Consider the following 16,149-nt stretch of genomic DNA (forward strand, 5'->3'; position numbering starts at 1 on the left):
ATCTAGGTCGAAAAGCGATCGGATCAAACTATTTTTCGATCGGATGCGATTTCATTGTCAACGTTTCCTGCCTATTATTCCGGCCCGTTGATCGGCGGAATCGACAGGATCGTTAGCAAGCCCGCGGTGTTTCGCGGAATCAACAGGGAGGGCGTTTTTGCATCCTGCAGCCGTTTGCTTTCGGCAACGCGGATCGCAGGGTGTCGCCACCGAGATACCGATAACGTGTTGCCAGAGCAGGAGTTGTGGCGGGAGATCTGCGGCGGAATTCGCGTTGGCTCGCGATCTGCGTCAAGTGACCGTCATGACTCTCCTCAACGCTCCCGTCGACGATCGATGGCAACTGAAGCGCTTGCTTCTGGTCCATGCGAAGTGTTTGGCTGTCTCTATCCTGTTGACATTAGCCTGTGGGTTCAGCGGTTCCCGCGAGTTTGGGGACCCCGAATCCATTGCGGTTGAAAGCTTACACCATGACATTCCGCTGCCGCCCGAGTCCAAGATGCGGCTACTGGATCCGCAGAACCCTCGCTCGATTCCCCCGATGGGCTGGAGACGAACCAATCGCGGCTGGGAACACACATCGACTTGGCCTCGCGAAACCCAGTTCCGTACGGATCGATCGATCAGTGAGTTGATCGCGCTGCAAGAGTCGCGTGAACCCAAGTGGTTACAGTTCACGCTTGAAAAAGTGAGTCAGATTCCACCGCTGATGATTGCGGTGTTGCAAATCACTGCGATTGCAGCACTGATCCATCTCAGTCGCCACAAACGTGCGGAGCAAGGCCCAGCGGAATAGCTACGGCATGGGAATCGTTGCGGTTTCCGCGTAGACTTTGGCGGTGACGTGTTGGACGTTGCCGTCTCCATAGGCCACATAGCCGCCCGACCCCGGAACCCCTGCCTCAAAGCTGAGGATGTACTTCGCATCCGCGGAGGGATCGTCGCTCAAGTTTCCACCGTAGAGGACGATGAAGTCACCTGCGAGTAGACGCAACAGCGTTTCACCACTGCGGTTCGTTTCCGCCTCGTCGCGTGCAGCTTCCTTGGAGAGAAACTCGACAAATGCCTCTTGGCTCGGAGGCGACGTCCCGTGTTGTTGATGAAACGACCGGTAACGCGAGGCGATTTCTGCCAGGCAGGCCTTTCGAGTCAAAATCTCGTTCGCCGCTCCGTCGTCACTGCATCCACTTGATGTCATGACGACGGCAACCGCGAGCCATCCGAGTGAGAAGGAGACGCGTTTTGAGAGCAGGTTCATGGAAGGACTCACTTAGGATGGGGCTAGGAACGCATCAGGATACCGATGGCATCCAAGTATCGCTGCACCGTCTCGGCATCGACATCCGCCCACTTGTTTGTTTTGTGCCGAAGCACCGATAGCTTCAGCGATTCGATTGCATCGGCTAAATCATCGGGCAGCTCGGGGAGACCCGCGAAAGGTTGGCTGGCGGGTTGATCCGGGTCCTCGACTTCGGCTCCGTGCGATTCGCCCTTGGGTTTGTTGGATTCCAAGGAGGAAAACTCTTCTGTGTCGCCGAAGTCTGGGTCTTCGTAACGCGGCCCTGCGCCAACCCCGTCCGGTTCATCGCCATATTCTTTCGTCCGTCCACCACCTTGTGCTGGCAACACGACGTCTTCATCGGTATCGACTTCGATGATTTGGCTCAGGGTTGGCCGCTGCGATTCGACGGCTCCGGTCGCTTCCCAGCGTTTTTCCCGCATCCCCGAAACGCTCCACGATTCCTGGACCGCTCCTTCAAGCCACATCGCTGCGTCGTCCCAATCGAGTGCGGCCAAAAAATGACTCCAGTACAACCCTTCGTAGGTGTTGTAGGTCGAACCAAAACGATCGAAAACGCGACGCAACCGACCAACGTGTGGGGCGGTCACTCCGCCCACGCGACGAGCCCACGCGTCGTCGGAATGCTCGGTTGCAGGGGCACCCGAATCGATCAACGCTTGTCGCCAATTGTGAATGATCTCGCCTTTTTCCCAGTTTGTGGTGCTGATCAGCGTGTTCCATTGGCCCACGAACGGTTCGGCCAACTCCGCCATTTTGGGGTCATGCTCCCAAGCCTGTTTCGCCTCCACCACGTCGGGTTCGATCACTTCGGCACCGGAATCATAAGGGTCGGTGCTCGCTTCGATTTCTGCATCGTCAGCAAGTTCGACAGCCTCGGGTTCCTGTCGTTCGTCGTCGATTTGGAAGGGGGTTTCGTAAGGTTCGTCAGGAGTCATCGGCATCCATCGCAGAGAAAAAGGGGGCAAAGATCAGGCCTCTGAGAGGCTAACGAAGGATCAAGCTGCGATGAAGCGGACGCGGCCAATTTCGCCCTCACGGCGGCAAAAAACGGGTGGGTCGACGCATTTGGGCAAACCCACGGGTGTGGATAACCTGTCACGGTTATGCCGAGATTCCCAATCCCGCGTTTTTTTGTGCGGCGGTTGCCGCGCCGAATGAGATTCCAGCAAAACAAAAACAGTCTGGATGGGGAACCTCGGACCCGCACATGATAGAATCGTTTCGGGGATTCCTCGACCATTTCCCCTTTTCTGCCCGTGAATTCTGCCCCTGAAGCCAGTCTCGCAGGAGCCGCTTGTTTGTGAATCGGTTGTTTCCGTACTTTCGACGACTCCTGCCTGAGATTTCTCCATGCCTTTGACCGCGCCATTGAAACGAGTCCTGGTCTGTCGCCCGATCGTTTTCTCTGCAATCGTCCTCGCCCTTCTGTGTTCGATGCCATCGCCGGTCGGTGCGGACGCCCCAGGGCCGACGCGGGAAGGACTCGATTTTTTTGAGACGAGTATTCGTCCGTTGCTGGTCGATCATTGCTACGAATGTCATTCACGCGAAGCGGATGAAAAAGCAGGCGACTTGTATCTCGACTCCGCCACAGCGATGCTTCGTGGTGGAGCGCGTGGGTCGGTACTTTCAAGACAGAACCCAATCGACAGTTTGTTCCTGACAGCCATCCGCTACGACGATGCAGATTTGCAGATGCCACCGGATGGGAAATTGGATTCCGAAGTGATCCAAACGTTTCAGCGTTGGATTGAAATGGGAGCCCCAGACCCTCGCGGCGAGGTCACGGAGCCAACGGTTTTGTCCGGTTCGCCGATGGATAAAGATCCTCGCTCTCATTGGGCATTCGTTCGGCCCGTTTTTCCTGAGCCATCGAGTCGGATCGACGATGCTTCGCAGGATCGAATCGATGCGTTTGCTGCCGATGACGCAGCTGCAATCGGTTTGGAAATCGTCGATCAAGCATCCAAGCCAACGCTGATTCGACGTGTCTACTTTGATCTGACGGGCTTGCCGCCAACGAAAACGCAGGTCGATCGATTCGTTGCATCGGACCGGCCCGATTCCTTTGAACGGGTGGTCGATGCGCTCCTTGCATCGCCGGAGTTTGGTGAACGGTTTGGCCGTCACTGGCTCGACGTGGCCCGCTACGCCGATACGGTGGGGTATGCTTTGGCGGGCAAGGAACGACGGATCAAAGGCAGCCATCGATACCGTGATTGGGTGATTCACGCTTTTGCCAGCGACATGCCTTACAGCGAAATGATCTTGCATCAACTTGCTGGCGATCGGACGGATCCTCAAAACGAAGCCGGCAACCTCGATGCAATGGGCTTTCTAACGATCGGACGCCGATTTTTGAATCCGCTCGATACGATGGATGACCGGATTGACGTGATCTCGCGAGGGCTATTGGGGATGACGGTCAGTTGTGCTCGATGCCATGACCACAAATTTGATCCCATCCCCGCAGCGGATTACTACGCACTGTTCGGGATCCTGCACAGCAGCAGGCAGAACGAAGACGGGCCGAGTCCGTTGATGATGACCGATGTTGAAAAGCCTCACGACAGCCCGATTCTGTTACGAGGTCAAGCGGGAAACCGCGGCGAAATCGCGCCACGCCAATACTTGACCGCGTTGCGTACCGTGAGTGATTCTCCGTTTACCGATGGAAGTGGTCGTTTGGAGTTCGCAACCAAAATTGCTGCGTCCGACAACCCGCTGACCTCGCGCGTGATCGTGAATCGGTTATGGGGTCATTTGATCGGCAAACCGCTTGTGGATTCGACGAGTGACCTGGGCATTCGAACCGATCGACCAAGGATCGCGGAGGTGTTGGAGGAGTTTTCGGCCGATTTCTCACAGCACCAAAGTATCAAGAAGACCGTGCGGCGGATCGTCCTGAGCCGGATTTACCAGCAATCGGCGGACGCCAACCGCGATGGCGTGGAAAAAGATCCTGATAATCAACTGCTCGCTCGCGCGAACCGCCGCCGACGTGACTTTGAATCGCTTCGAGATTCGCTGTTGCAGGTTTCGGGATCGCTGGACCAAACGATCGGTGGTGAACCGGTTGAGATCACGTTGCCAATGCCCACCAACCGCCGCACGGTTTATGCGTTGATCGATCGCCAGAACTTGCCAGGCGTGTTTCGCACGTTTGATTTTGCCAGTCCCGACACGCACTCGCCGCAACGCTACTTCACGACTGTGCCTCAGCAATCGTTGTATCTGATGAACAGTCCCCAGGTCGTCGAGCTGGCTCGCAGAACCGCAGCGAAAGTGCGTGCCGTCTGCGAAACTTGTGACGAAGCCACCTTAGCGAGCACGTTGGTAGAACAAGTGCTCGCTCGCGAGTTGAGGGAATCCGAGTTCACCCCATTTGTGGCGTTTTTGAAGCAGCCCGTTTCCGAAGCGGACCCGATTGAGGATCCGCGGCGGTTTTGGACCCACGGGACCGCGACGCTCGACCCAACCGAAGGTGTCCACCATTTCAAGCCTTTTGGCATCTTTCAAAAAGGTCAATGGCAAACGGAAGCCGCATTTCCTGCCGATGGCCCCTTCGGGTACGCAAGCCTAAGCCGTGAAGGTGGGCACCCCGGGCGCCAGAAAGATGGGGCCGTGGTCCGCAGATGGACATCGCCCCAATCCGGCGTCGTCACCCTTCGCGGCACGCTGGGTCACCGGTCCGATCAGGGTGATGGTGTGCTGATGGAAATTTGGTGCGATGGGAAGCGGCTGTTTGGTGGCGTGCAGAAAGGAAGTAATCGGCCCTACGGCCCGATCACGGTTGAGGTTGAGAGAGGGGACGCGATCGATTTCGCTGCAAACTGTCATCAAACGGACGCTTTCGATTCCTTCGCTTGGCGGGTTCAGTTGAAGCTGACTCGCGACGGCGACAGGGGAATTGCAACCGATTCGGTTCGAGACTTTGATGGTCCGATCCGCACGACAGAACTCGAGCCACTCGATCGGCTTGAGCAGCTTGCTCAGGTGCTATTGATGAGTAACGAATTCGCGTTTGTGGATTGACCGTTCCGATCGAGACTGTACTTTTGAACCCCTTTGCCGGTCGCATTCATGTCGGCTGCGGTGACAGCGATCACCGAACGTGTACTGAGATTTGCCACTCGAGCGCCCCGTGGAACCGAAGGCCGCAGCACGGTCTCATCCTACCGCTGGACCGATGACAAAAAAATGGTGGAATTACCAAGAAACTCGGTCGTGGTTGGGATCCTTGGCGAAACTTTGCAAAGTGGTGGTGGTTTCAATTCTAATCAGCTTGCCGCGAATCGATCCAAAGGGTCCAAGAAGGCAGGCCATCCTGTCGTTCTACACTACTCTTTCGGGGAAACACGTCAATGAAAATGAAACACATCGTGGCTAGCTTCTTTGCTGTCGCAGCCTTGGCTTTAATGGTGGGCGACGCGTGCGCTCAAGGTGGTCGTGGTGGCGGACCGGGTGGCGGTGGCCCCGGCGGAGGAGGTTTTGGGGGACGAGGTGGCGGCCCCGGTGGGGGTGAATCGAGTAGTGGTGAAGCCATGGTCGGACTGCTGAGAATCGAAGAGGTCCGCGCCGAGTGTGAGCTCATGCCCGATCAAGAGGAAGCGTTGAAGAAGATTCAGGACGACAGTCGAACCGAACGGCCCGATTTTGATTTCCGCAACGCGAGCGAAGCGGAACGAACCAAGTTCTTCGAGAAGATGCAAGAGGAACGCGCCGAGCGGGCAAAGAAAATCGAGGGTCAGTTGGACCAAGTGCTGATGCCTGCCCAGATGAAGCGTCTGAAGCAAATTGCGCTGCAGGTGCGAGGCGTGGGTGCGCTCAGCGACCCCGAGATTCAGAAGGAACTCGAAGTAACCGATGCTCAAAAGAAGGAAATGGAAGAGGTTCGCACTCGAGTTCAGGAAGAGATCCGGAGCAAGATGCAAGAGCTGATGCAATCGGGTGATCGTGATCGCGAAGCGATGCAAGAAGCGTTCTCCAAGGTTCGCACCGAAATTGAAGACAAGGTTTTGGCGGTGCTGACTTCGGACCAAAAGGCCAAGTTCGAAGAGATGAAGGGCGAGGCCTTTAAAATGCCTGAAGGCGTTCGTGGAGGCGGATTCATGGGCCGTGGCGGTGCACAAGGTGGTCAAGGCCGTGGCGGTGCACAGGGTGGTCAAGGCCGTGGCGGTGCACAGGGTGGTCAAGGCCGTGGCGGTGCACAGGGTGGCCAAGGTGGCCGTGGCGCACGACGTCCCGCTGGAGCCGGCAATTAGCCAAACTCGGGACGCGACGAAGCGCTCCGTCGCTCCGATAGGGGCAGGCTCCGAAACGAGTCTGCCCCGTTTTTTTTAGAAACTCGCAATGCCGTGATCAGACAGTTTCGAGCGCGGTTCCCTACCCTTCGCTGTTTAGCTTTCGCCTAGCCAATCGAACACCGATTGGCTCGCCAAACGCTCGCGGCGGAGACGCTGCTCGGGGTCGTCGTCGATCAAGCCGCCCAGTGGGATCAGACCGGTCGAGGGAGTCGACAATTCAATCGGCTGGTATTGTTCGAACGCTTGCATGCGTTCGAAGCCCCGAGCGATTCGCTCACTGCCATCTTCGCTTGTCCATTGAAGCCGGTCGCTTTGACGATCCCATTGGCTGGCGGAATCATCGGTGTAAAGGTTGGCGATATCTTCGCCACCGTTGATTGCGAACGCTTCGATGGATTGGAATCCACGAGCACTTGCTTGATACCCGGGGCCATTGATCATCGAGCGGCTTGATGAAATGTTCATCGTGTCGTCGCCCACCGAATCATACAGCGATGCCGAATCGTGCCCGCCCGCCGTTGAGTAGGCATAGAGTCGCTCAAAACCGTATGCAGCTTGAAACGTATCTTTGCTGCGCAGACTGGAGAATTGGGGTTTGACCGAGAGCGTGTCATCGCCTTCGGAGTCACTCAGAAAAGCATGGTCTTCGCCGCCCGCGTTGGCATGCACATAGATGCGATCGACTTGGTTGACTTGAAACTCAAATCCAACACCCGACAACCGTGCGCTGTTTGGCTGTGAACGCAAAATGTCATTGCCAATCGAATCATAGAGCGTTGCTCGATCGGGACCGCCACCTCCGTCAAAAACGACCGATTCCACACCTCGTAATTCAATTTCGAAGGTGTTGGTCGACAAACGGCTGATCCCATCCGTCGTCGATCCCGGAAACAGGATCAGACGTTCGGCCTGGTTCGACCCAAGAATCTGTAGCGAGTCAGCGCCAGCGCCAACATCGATCGAGAACGGCGTTTCAGCGGATAGGGGCGAATCGAAACGATAAAGTTGACCAGCGTTACGAAGTTCGATTCCGTTGCGAAGGTCCAAGACATACGAATCGTTCTCGTTCGAACCGAGAAAATGTTTCCCGTCAAAGTCAGCGAGGTTTGTGTCCACGCTCTCCGGCGCAGCGGTATCGTGATTCAAGGGATGGATGGATGCTTGCAAGTCGATCACCGAGTAGGACACGCCCGTTTGCGGATCGGTCTTCGTTGCGGCTCCGTCATGCAGTCGGGCGAGGATGTCGTCAGCCGATGGTTCAAGGCCTTGGTCGATCATCGATTGACGAACCAGCATGGAGGCGGCAGCGATTTGCGGCGTCGCCATACTGGTTCCATCGAGCGTGGCAAAATCATCGATGTGTCCGTCCCATCCATAAACATGTTCGGGGACGGCGCTACGGATCGATTCACCGCTGGTGGCAAGCAAACCACTGGCGCGTTGCGAGAAAGAACTGAGCAGCCCCGTGTCGTCGACCGACCCAACCGCGACGACCGACTCGCTCGAAGCGGGAAACATCAAGGAAGTGTCATGAACCGAATGACCGAAGAAATTTCCTGCAGCGGCGAAGACCAAGATGTTGTCCTCACGCAGTAGTTGCAGTTCGTCTGCTAAGAGGCTGCGAGCTTCTGCCAAGTTATCGGCATTCAACGCGGCTCCCACCGACAAGTTGACGGTGGTGATGGGCGAGTCAAAGCTGTTTCGATGCTCGTGAACCCACTTGAGCGACGATTCGATCCAGGCCAATTCTCCGCGACCGGCGTCATCGAAGACGCGAAGGGCAACCAGATCGGCTCCAGGAGCGACGCCGGAGAATCCTTCCGATTCGCCCGCCAGCAAGCCGGCGACGTGCGAACCGTGAAACCCAGCAGGGCCATCGTCGTAAGGATTCGAGTCGTTTTCGGCGAAATCCCAGCCGCCAACGACTCGGTACCCTGGTCCGAAACCACCGCCAAGCGCGACATGATCCCATGCGACGCCGCTGTCGATGACTGCCACCGTCTGGCCATGGCCGTCCAAGGGCGTGGTTGCCGTGTCGGCAGCCAGGGCGCGAAGATCGGCGGCTTGTTCCAGGAGGTCCGGACGCTGGGTGTTCTCGCTCGGATGGATCGACGGCAGCAGCGGCTCGGTCGTGTCGTCAGCCGTGTCGATGTGCAGCGGAAGGACTTCGAGCAACAGATCGCCCGGTAGACTGGCCGACAACGCATACCGCTCTTCGCAGGCTTGGATGGAATCGTCGGTCTCGAATGCGTTCCGATCGTGAAGGGAGGGGGCGTTTCTACGATTCGTCATCAAATCAAGCGATCCGCTTCGGGTTGAATAGGTGGCCCCTCGGACACGGTGGTCCGGGTCGAGCGTGACTCGGTGTTTCGGCGGCTGCCAAAGAAAGCCTAGATCGCAGACTCGCCCACCACCTACCTAACCCGACTTTCTCAACAACCAATCGATCGAGGTGGTCGGAATTGCCGACACAATATGACGAGTCGTCATATCTGTTACCGCGAAAGCTGGATTTGCGAGGCCTCCGACCGATGTCGCTGCTGAAACTTTGGAATTCTCTGTGTGGGCGATCCTCTGAAGCGAAAAAACAACCGCTCGATGGTGGTCCTGACGAGAAGAGCCAATCGGCTGCCTCGACGGCCCAGGGGACTCCGGAACGGGCGGCCAGCGAAAAGCTGGATCCCAAGCCCAGTCGCAGTCGGTTCGGATTGAACATCGGCTCAGGCCGGAACTCGGATTCGGGGCTCTGTAAGCTGCTGAAGCCGTTGGAAATCAACACGTTACTGGAAGTGGGCGTCGGTGATGGGGCGCGGGCGGTTGCAATCGTCTCGAGCCTTCAACGATCCCGACCCGACGCGAAGTTGCGTTATGCGGCCATCGACCAGTTCGAATTGGGGGAGGGCGCGGTCACGCTGATGCAGTTTCACAAGCGAGTCCGGGCCGAGGGAATCTCGCCACAAATCTTCCCTGACGCTGTCGACCAAGGGTTGATGCGGTTGTCGCACACCATCGGTCGAGTCGACGTGGTTGTCATGGGGTTGTCAGCGGAAAAGTGGCAAACTCCGCCAACGCTGGGGATGCTTCGACGGGTTTGCCATGAAAAAACCTCCATCTTTTACAGCGATGATGGCACCTGGAAATCGTACCAGCTGGTGTCGGATCGAGTCCGCAAAGCAGCGTAAATCCATTTGAGAGCGGTTTGTATCGATCGTAGCGATTACGGAGTTCCGCGGGCGTGTTCGCCGATCAAATTGCCGGCATTCGCAACGATTTGACACCGTCCTAAGAGCTAGGTTTGGGAAGCAATTGTCATTGCCCCGAGGCGACACCCGCCTCGAGACGCAAGCTCGAGCCACCCGCTTCCTTTGATCGTCGTGATAACCATGCAAGGACTTCAGCTTACCTATACACAATTGGCCGGTTCTTCAAATCGGGCGGCGGTCGACGTACTTGTCAGCATGATCGATCATCCAAATCCGGCCACGCGGTTGATGACGATTCAAGCGCTGCTTCGTCGAAGTGAACCGGAGTGTGGCGAAGCCGTTTTGTCACGTTGGGAATCCTTGGACTTGGAATGTCGCCGTCATTTGCGCAACAAGAAAGATTGGATTGCACCGGCCATTGAAAATTCGCTTCAGCAGCGAGACGCGAATTTGGGGCGAGCGATCGCGGCGACCGAAACGTTAGGGGTCCAGGCGGCCGTTTGTCACTTGATTCCGATTGCGGAAATCCATCCCTCGGAGGTCGTTCGCGAATCGGCGACAAAGACGATTCTAGAATTGGTCCACCAATTGGGACGTGACGCAAGAGCCGAAAGGGGGCAGCCCTCCGTTCGGATGCCGATTCTTGCCAGGTTGGCCGAATCGGTGAAGCGATTTAGCATCCATCGAAATGAGGATTTGGTTGACGCGTTCTTGATGGTGTGCACGTGGGGTGATGCCGAGTTGCGTGATTTGATTGCCCCCGATTCGCAATGCCGGAATCGCATCGCCGAGCGATTGCATCGGACTTCGCGCGTCGGCATTGTCGAGTTGTTGACAGGGTTTCTTCATCGCCGAAGCGTCCCACCGTTTATCCTGAAAATTTTGGCCGATCGCCGTGATGAAGTCTATCGCGATTTCTACTTGCGAACGATTGGACACGAGCCTTCGCCGATTGTGCAACGGAACCTGGCCGAGGTTGGTATTCCAACTTGCTGTTTCGGTGATGCAAAGCTCATGGATCAAATTAGCCCAGACCACCGTGCCGCAGCGGTATTCGTTTACAACCAAGCACACGCGGACTTGATGGGGTACTTGCGAACCGTGGTCGCTGCGCTCAAGCGTGGCGGTCCTGGCGTCGTGACGGCATCGGTGATTGGCTTGGGAAAGTGCGAAGTCCCGAACGTCAAAGTTTGGTTGCGGTCCGCAGTCGTCTTGGCCAGCGGTGACTCCGCCGCCATTCAGGCGGATCCCAATGCTCAGCTTCTTGAAAATATGATCCAACTACTCGATCATCCCGACGCGGCTTTGGTCCGGATGGTACGACGAACGCTCGAACCCCTTCATGTGGATTCGATGTTGGACCGACTGCAAGCGTTACCAGCGGAACACCGGCGTGCGATTGGGCGAATTGTCTTGACCATTGACTCCGACGCAATCGCTCGGATTCGTGACGGCCTTCGTCATCCCGTTTTGAAGAAGAGACTCTCGGCGATCGCTGCGGCAGACGCCTTGGCTGCGGTCGATCTGCTAGGCGATGCCTTTGAGAGGATTTCGCGAGAAGATCACCAAGAAGCCCGCATGTTGGCTTGTGAAGTGATGGCGCATGCCGAAAGCACGCGTTCCTTGACGCTGTTGAAGGAGATGGCCGCGCTGCCGCCGTGTCCGGTCCGTGATGCTGCGATCAAAGCGCTCGAACATCGTGGCGCGTCGTTGGTTTGATTGTCATTTTTGTCGTTCGATTCCCTTACCTCCCCCTGCGTGAACCATGATGTCGATGTTCCTCACCGCGTTGATTGCCGAAACTCGGATGGCTGAGATTAGCATGCAATATAGTGAAACGACGGTTGACAGCGGGATGTCGGCCATTTGGCTGGTGCTCGCTGCCGCTATCTTGGTGGGATTGGTCTTTGCCGGATACCGCGTCTATCGCACTCACACTCAGTCCCTCAATTGCCCGAAGTCTTTGTTTGTCGAATTGTGTCGAGCGCACCGAGTCAATCGTGCGGGCACGAAGATGTTACAATCGATTGCAACTGCATCCGCGTTGGAACAACCGGCGAGCCTGTTCTTAGGCGAATCCTTGTTTGATGCTGCCGTTACCCAGGCCAAGGAAACCCTTCGCTTCAAGCCGGAACAGATCGCTCAGTTGAGCATGATTCGGCGACGTTTTTTTGAGGCATAAGCTCTGCACGCCCTAAAACGCATCTCGATCCGCATCACTCGGCATTCGCCAATCACCTCGTGGTGACAAGCTTACCGAACCGACCTTTGGCCCATCCGGCACACAGTTTCGCTTGAATTGGTTCTTGAAGAAACGGTCGAAGAACGTGGCGAGCGTTGCTTCGATTGTCGCGTTGTCGTACGGTTGGCTGAACGAAGCGTGCTTTGCCAAGTACAAGATCTTTTTTCGATTGAAACCGCAGCGGACGAACTGATAGAGGAAGAAATCGTGAAGCTCGTATGCGCCGATAGACGCTTCGGTTTCTTGCCGGATCGTCCCGTCGGAAGCCGGTGGCAGCAACTCGGGCGAAATCGGTGTGTCGGCAACGCGATGCAACAATTGCGTGATGTCGCCGCTAAAATAGTGATCGGCTACAAACCGTACCAAGAACCGAACCAACGTTTTGGGGATCGAGGTATTGACGTTGTACATCGACATGTGGTCAGCATTGTAGGTGCACCATCCGAGCGCTTGCTCGCTCATGTCACCGGTACCCAGTACAAAACCACGACTCATCAGCAACAGGGTTCGAACGCGAGCTTGGACGTTTTCGAAGGTTAAATCCGTTGCTTTGGGTGAAACCTCGCTAAGTGCCTGTTGCAACGATTGGGGGGTTGTCTGTTCGTCAAGGGTGATGCCAAGTGGGCAATGGTCGATCGCGAAGAACGTGTCGAGGCAAAGTTTGCGAATGTCGATGGTGTCGCCGCTAATTCGGGTCAACTCGATGAGTGAGTCGGCGCTTCGTTTGGTGTGTTCGGTGGTGCCGTAGCCCGGCATCGTGATCCCATGGATGCGTGTCCGTGGGATTCCGCTTGCGTCGCACGCCCGCAACGCCACCAACAGCGCCAAGGTGCTATCGAGCCCTCCGGAAATACCGATCGACAGCGGAGTACTCGCTGACAGACGGGACAACCGTTTGGTCAACGCTGCCGTTTGGATCGCGAAGATCTCTTCGCAACGCGCTTCCAATTCGTCCGATTGCTTGGGAACAAAAGGCTGCGCGTCCACCTGGCGAAGCAGCGGTCGGTTCGGTGACGCGGTCACGCCATCACGACGTGGCAGTTCGATCGAACGGTAAACGGTTTGCAAGGACTGTTTTTCATCGTCAAACGATCCAATCACACGACGATCGTGAGCGAGTTTCCCCAGGTCGACGTCGCAGGTGACGATTGTTTCCGTTTCGTCGGTGGGGGACGGATCATCCATGATCGATCTTCCTTCGGCCAAGATGAGTCCCGCTTCTGCGATCAAACAATGCCCGCCGAACACCAAGTCGCTGCTCGATTCACCGGGACCTGCGGACGCATAGGCATAGGCGGCGATACAACGCCCTGATTGGCTGCGCAACAAATCGCGTCGCCATGCAGCTTTGCCGATGGTTTCATTGCTCGCCGACAAATTCACTAACACATTGGCTCCCGCAAGCGCCGCACGACTTGAAGGCGGAATTGGCGTCCACAAGTCCTCGCACAATTCCACCGCAATCACCGCAGGGTCGTGTTGAAACAACAGATCGGTTCCAAACGGAATCGTTTGCCCCAGCAACTTGAGAGCCCCGGGGTCATTCTTGGAGGCGGCTCGAAAGTGGCGTCCCTCGTAAAACTCACGATAGGTGGGTAGGAACGATTTTGGAACCATTCCTTGGAGCTGTCCCGCGTGAATGACCGCCGCAACGTTCATCAACGAGTCGTCAACCGCAACCGGCAAGCCTACGATCACCACCTTGGGATGCGAAAGACTATGTTGAACGATCGTGTTGAGTGAATCGATCGATGCGCTGAGCAGCGAATCGGTGGCGAACAGATCGCCACACGTGTACCCCGTCAATCCAAGTTCCGGAAAGACGACCAAGTCCGAGTCAACTTGTTCGACGATCCGGATGGTCGCCAAGGCATTCGCAGCCGGATTGGCAACACGAACAACAGGTGAAACGGTCGAGATTCGGTAGAAATCCTTAAAGGGCACAGCGCGCGTCGGAGGATAGGGTGTCGAAGTACACGTTAAAACGTGCGAAGGAGGAAGTTGGATTTCACGCTTTGGCGTGCAGGGATACGAGTGAGACGAAATCGCAGTGACGCCTTCACCACTGCCACTCGGTCGTCACGCTTTCACTCTGTTTATCGATCGCTAAAAATCATCTGCTTTTTGATACGCTTCAATCAATTGCTGCTCGCCCTCTTTTCCTTTTCCACTTAAACCATGCTCCATGCCCACGACCCCCTTGTAGCCTTTTTGGTGAAGGTGTTGGAAGACGTTTTGGTAGTTGATTTCGCCCGAGTAAGGCTCTTTGCGACCGGGGTTGTCGCCCGTTTGGAAATACGCGATCTCACTCCAACTGGCGTCAATATTCGGGATCAAGTTGCCTTCGGTGATTTGTTGGTGGTAGATGTCGAACAAGATCTTGCAACAGGGACTGTTGACCGCTCGACAAATCGCGTAGGCCTGATCGCTCCGCTGCAAGAAGGTTCCACCATGATTGGCGTACCAGTTGAGAGGTTCAAGGACCATCACCAAGCCTTCGGGTTCCACGATCTCAACGCAGCGTCTTAGCATGTCGATCACGTTTGCTGTTTGATAGCCTTCAGCCAAGCGGCCGCCACCGTAACGATTCCACTTGCTGTCCGCATGTTGTTGATCCACGCTGCCGGGCACGACCGTACACCACTTTGCATTGACGCGTTTGGCCACGGTCACCGCATCCTTGACCGCTTGAAGAATCTCCGCGGTTGAATCTTCTTCGGGCCTCACAAAGGTCGGCTTGTCGAAACTGGCGTAAGCGACGAAGACGCCCATTTGCATGCCGAGCGAATCAAGTGTCTTGCCAATCTTCTCTTGCAGTTCCGCGGGTTTCGAAGGCATCCCATTGTCTTCCCAAGCGGTAAAGCCTTGGTCAGCCGCGAACTTGATCTGATCGATCACGTCGTCGCCAGCAAGGTTGCGAAACATTCCTTGGTGAGGTGCATAACCCAACTTGAAAGTCTTGACGCTGCTGGCAGCGTCTTGGGCGGTGAGTGCGGATGGGGTCAGCATCGCGACGGTTCCGGTCACGGTGGCAGACTTTAAAAACTCTCTTCGTTGCATGGTTCGTCTCGAGGAATTAATGGCTTGAATGTGCTGCGCTGGTGGGTCGGCCACCCGATTCGTACTCTTCGCACCCCAGTATAACCGCCGGATCCGGCGTGTGTCGTCCGCTCGCTTGGTAATCTTCGTCTGCCTACAACGAACCTTTCAGACAAACTGTTTCGCGGTCGAAGCGATCCGTACGCAGACTCAGCCTGCAAGCGATTTGACAAACGGGATCACATCTTCGTCGTAGCTGAAACCCGCCGTTTCACCGGCGTCGACAAACCGTTTCACCAAATTACCTTCCGCGTCATAGACGAAGACCGCTGGAATCGACGCGAGCTCAAGCTCGGCAAAAATCTCGTCACTGGCGGTTTGGCTGATGAACGTGGGGAACGTCGCTCCAACGGAGGTCAAGAAGTTGACGATGCGTTCTTCATAGGATTCTGGTGGCCGAGATTTGCGGCCGTCGAAGTCGACATCGACCGACATGCATTTGACTTTGTCACCCAATTCTTTGTTCAATCGCACCAAGCCGGGGAACTCTTCCAGGCAGGGTTGGCAAGACAGTGACCAGAAATCGACCACGGTCAATTTGTTGACCAACGTGATCTGCTGTTCGATTTCTTGCCAAGATGCGTAGGCGATGGTATCGCTTGCTCGCGCCCCGGTGCTGCTCTGGTCGGAGTCGATTGGGGGCATTTCCAATCCCTCCGATTTGTCCGGCGGTTCAGGGGAGGTTTCCAACGCGGGATCCTCACTCGGCGGTAATTCGAGACCGCCAGCAGCATCGTTGATCGATGAGGTCTCCTTGGGAGGCGTTTCGCTGTTCATCGCTGTCGATGGAGTCATCGCTGCCGATGGAGGAGGCGAGACAACGACCGGTGATGTGGATTCCTGTTTTCCACATCCGTTGAGCGAGATGGCGAGGGAAATGGAAGTGATAAGCAGGGGGCTGAAGTGTTTGATCATCATGATTAGGCTCGAGGTCGTTGAAGGAAACAGTCCTGTACCGCCATTCTATCGCCAAGCAGCCGTCTGCGGAGAGTGCCC

The 16,149-nt window shown here is 56.2% G+C and carries 12 protein-coding genes; 6 read left to right on the top strand and 6 right to left on the bottom strand.

Annotated elements, in window-relative coordinates; genetic code table 11:
* Window positions 1–304 precede the first annotated feature (304 nt).
* Window positions 305–796, top strand: a complete 492-nt coding sequence (locus Poly41_RS05375) for a hypothetical protein (RefSeq protein WP_146524806.1) — start codon at window positions 305–307, stop codon at window positions 794–796.
* On the opposite strand, the gene Poly41_RS05380 is transcribed toward Poly41_RS05375, so the two are convergent.
* Both Poly41_RS05380 and Poly41_RS05385 read right to left on the bottom strand, forming a co-directional pair.
* On the bottom strand, window positions 797–1,258 hold the full coding sequence (locus Poly41_RS05380; protein WP_146524807.1) for a hypothetical protein: 462 nt from the start codon (window positions 1,256–1,258) through the stop codon (window positions 797–799). It lies immediately after the preceding gene.
* Window positions 1,259–1,281: 23 nt separating this feature from the next.
* Window positions 1,282–2,238: a hypothetical protein gene (locus tag Poly41_RS05385; RefSeq protein ID WP_146524808.1), complete on the bottom strand. Its 957-nt coding sequence runs from the start codon at window positions 2,236–2,238 to the stop codon at window positions 1,282–1,284.
* A 415-nt stretch (window positions 2,239–2,653) separates the two neighbouring features.
* On the opposite strand from Poly41_RS05385, the gene Poly41_RS05390 reads away from it, so the two are divergent.
* Window positions 2,654–5,338, top strand: a complete 2,685-nt coding sequence (locus tag Poly41_RS05390; protein WP_231615419.1) for a PSD1 and planctomycete cytochrome C domain-containing protein — start codon at window positions 2,654–2,656, stop codon at window positions 5,336–5,338.
* Between the two features lie 329 nt (window positions 5,339–5,667).
* Entirely contained in the window at window positions 5,668–6,567 is a 900-nt protein-coding gene (locus tag Poly41_RS05395; RefSeq protein ID WP_197231078.1) for a hypothetical protein, read from the top strand.
* 135 nt (window positions 6,568–6,702) lie between these two features.
* Here Poly41_RS05395 and Poly41_RS05400 read toward each other — a convergent pair whose 3' ends face one another.
* Window positions 6,703–8,901, bottom strand: a complete 2,199-nt coding sequence (locus Poly41_RS05400; protein WP_146524810.1) for a S8 family peptidase — start codon at window positions 8,899–8,901, stop codon at window positions 6,703–6,705.
* A gap of 239 nt (window positions 8,902–9,140) precedes the next feature.
* Here Poly41_RS05400 and Poly41_RS05405 point away from each other — a divergent pair, with 239 nt between their 5' ends.
* The 3 genes from Poly41_RS05405 (at window position 9,141) to Poly41_RS05415 (ending at window position 11,994) form a co-directional block, all read left to right on the top strand.
* Complete coding sequence (locus Poly41_RS05405) at window positions 9,141–9,791, top strand: hypothetical protein (RefSeq protein ID WP_146524811.1); 651 nt, start codon at window positions 9,141–9,143, stop codon at window positions 9,789–9,791.
* Between the two features lie 192 nt (window positions 9,792–9,983).
* Window positions 9,984–11,531: a hypothetical protein gene (locus tag Poly41_RS05410; RefSeq protein WP_197231079.1), complete on the top strand. Its 1,548-nt coding sequence runs from the start codon at window positions 9,984–9,986 to the stop codon at window positions 11,529–11,531.
* Between the two features lie 46 nt (window positions 11,532–11,577).
* The gene (locus Poly41_RS05415; RefSeq protein WP_146524813.1) at window positions 11,578–11,994 is read left to right on the top strand and encodes a hypothetical protein; all 417 of its coding nucleotides are present in this window, start codon (window positions 11,578–11,580) and stop codon (window positions 11,992–11,994) included.
* A 12-nt stretch (window positions 11,995–12,006) separates the two neighbouring features.
* On the opposite strand, the gene Poly41_RS05420 is transcribed toward Poly41_RS05415, so the two are convergent.
* The 3 genes from Poly41_RS05420 to Poly41_RS05430 form a co-directional block, all read right to left on the bottom strand.
* Complete coding sequence (locus tag Poly41_RS05420) at window positions 12,007–13,998, bottom strand: NAD(+) synthase (RefSeq protein WP_146524814.1); 1,992 nt, start codon at window positions 13,996–13,998, stop codon at window positions 12,007–12,009.
* A gap of 162 nt (window positions 13,999–14,160) precedes the next feature.
* On the bottom strand, window positions 14,161–15,114 hold the full coding sequence (locus tag Poly41_RS05425; protein WP_146524815.1) for a TIM barrel protein: 954 nt from the start codon (window positions 15,112–15,114) through the stop codon (window positions 14,161–14,163).
* 189 nt (window positions 15,115–15,303) lie between these two features.
* Window positions 15,304–16,071, bottom strand: coding sequence for a TlpA disulfide reductase family protein (locus Poly41_RS05430; protein ID WP_146524816.1), 768 nt, complete (start codon window positions 16,069–16,071; stop codon window positions 15,304–15,306).
* Window positions 16,072–16,149 lie beyond the last annotated feature (78 nt).

It is taken from the genome of Novipirellula artificiosorum (assembly GCF_007860135.1).
GTDB classification, from domain to species: domain Bacteria; phylum Planctomycetota; class Planctomycetia; order Pirellulales; family Pirellulaceae; genus Novipirellula_A; species Novipirellula_A artificiosorum.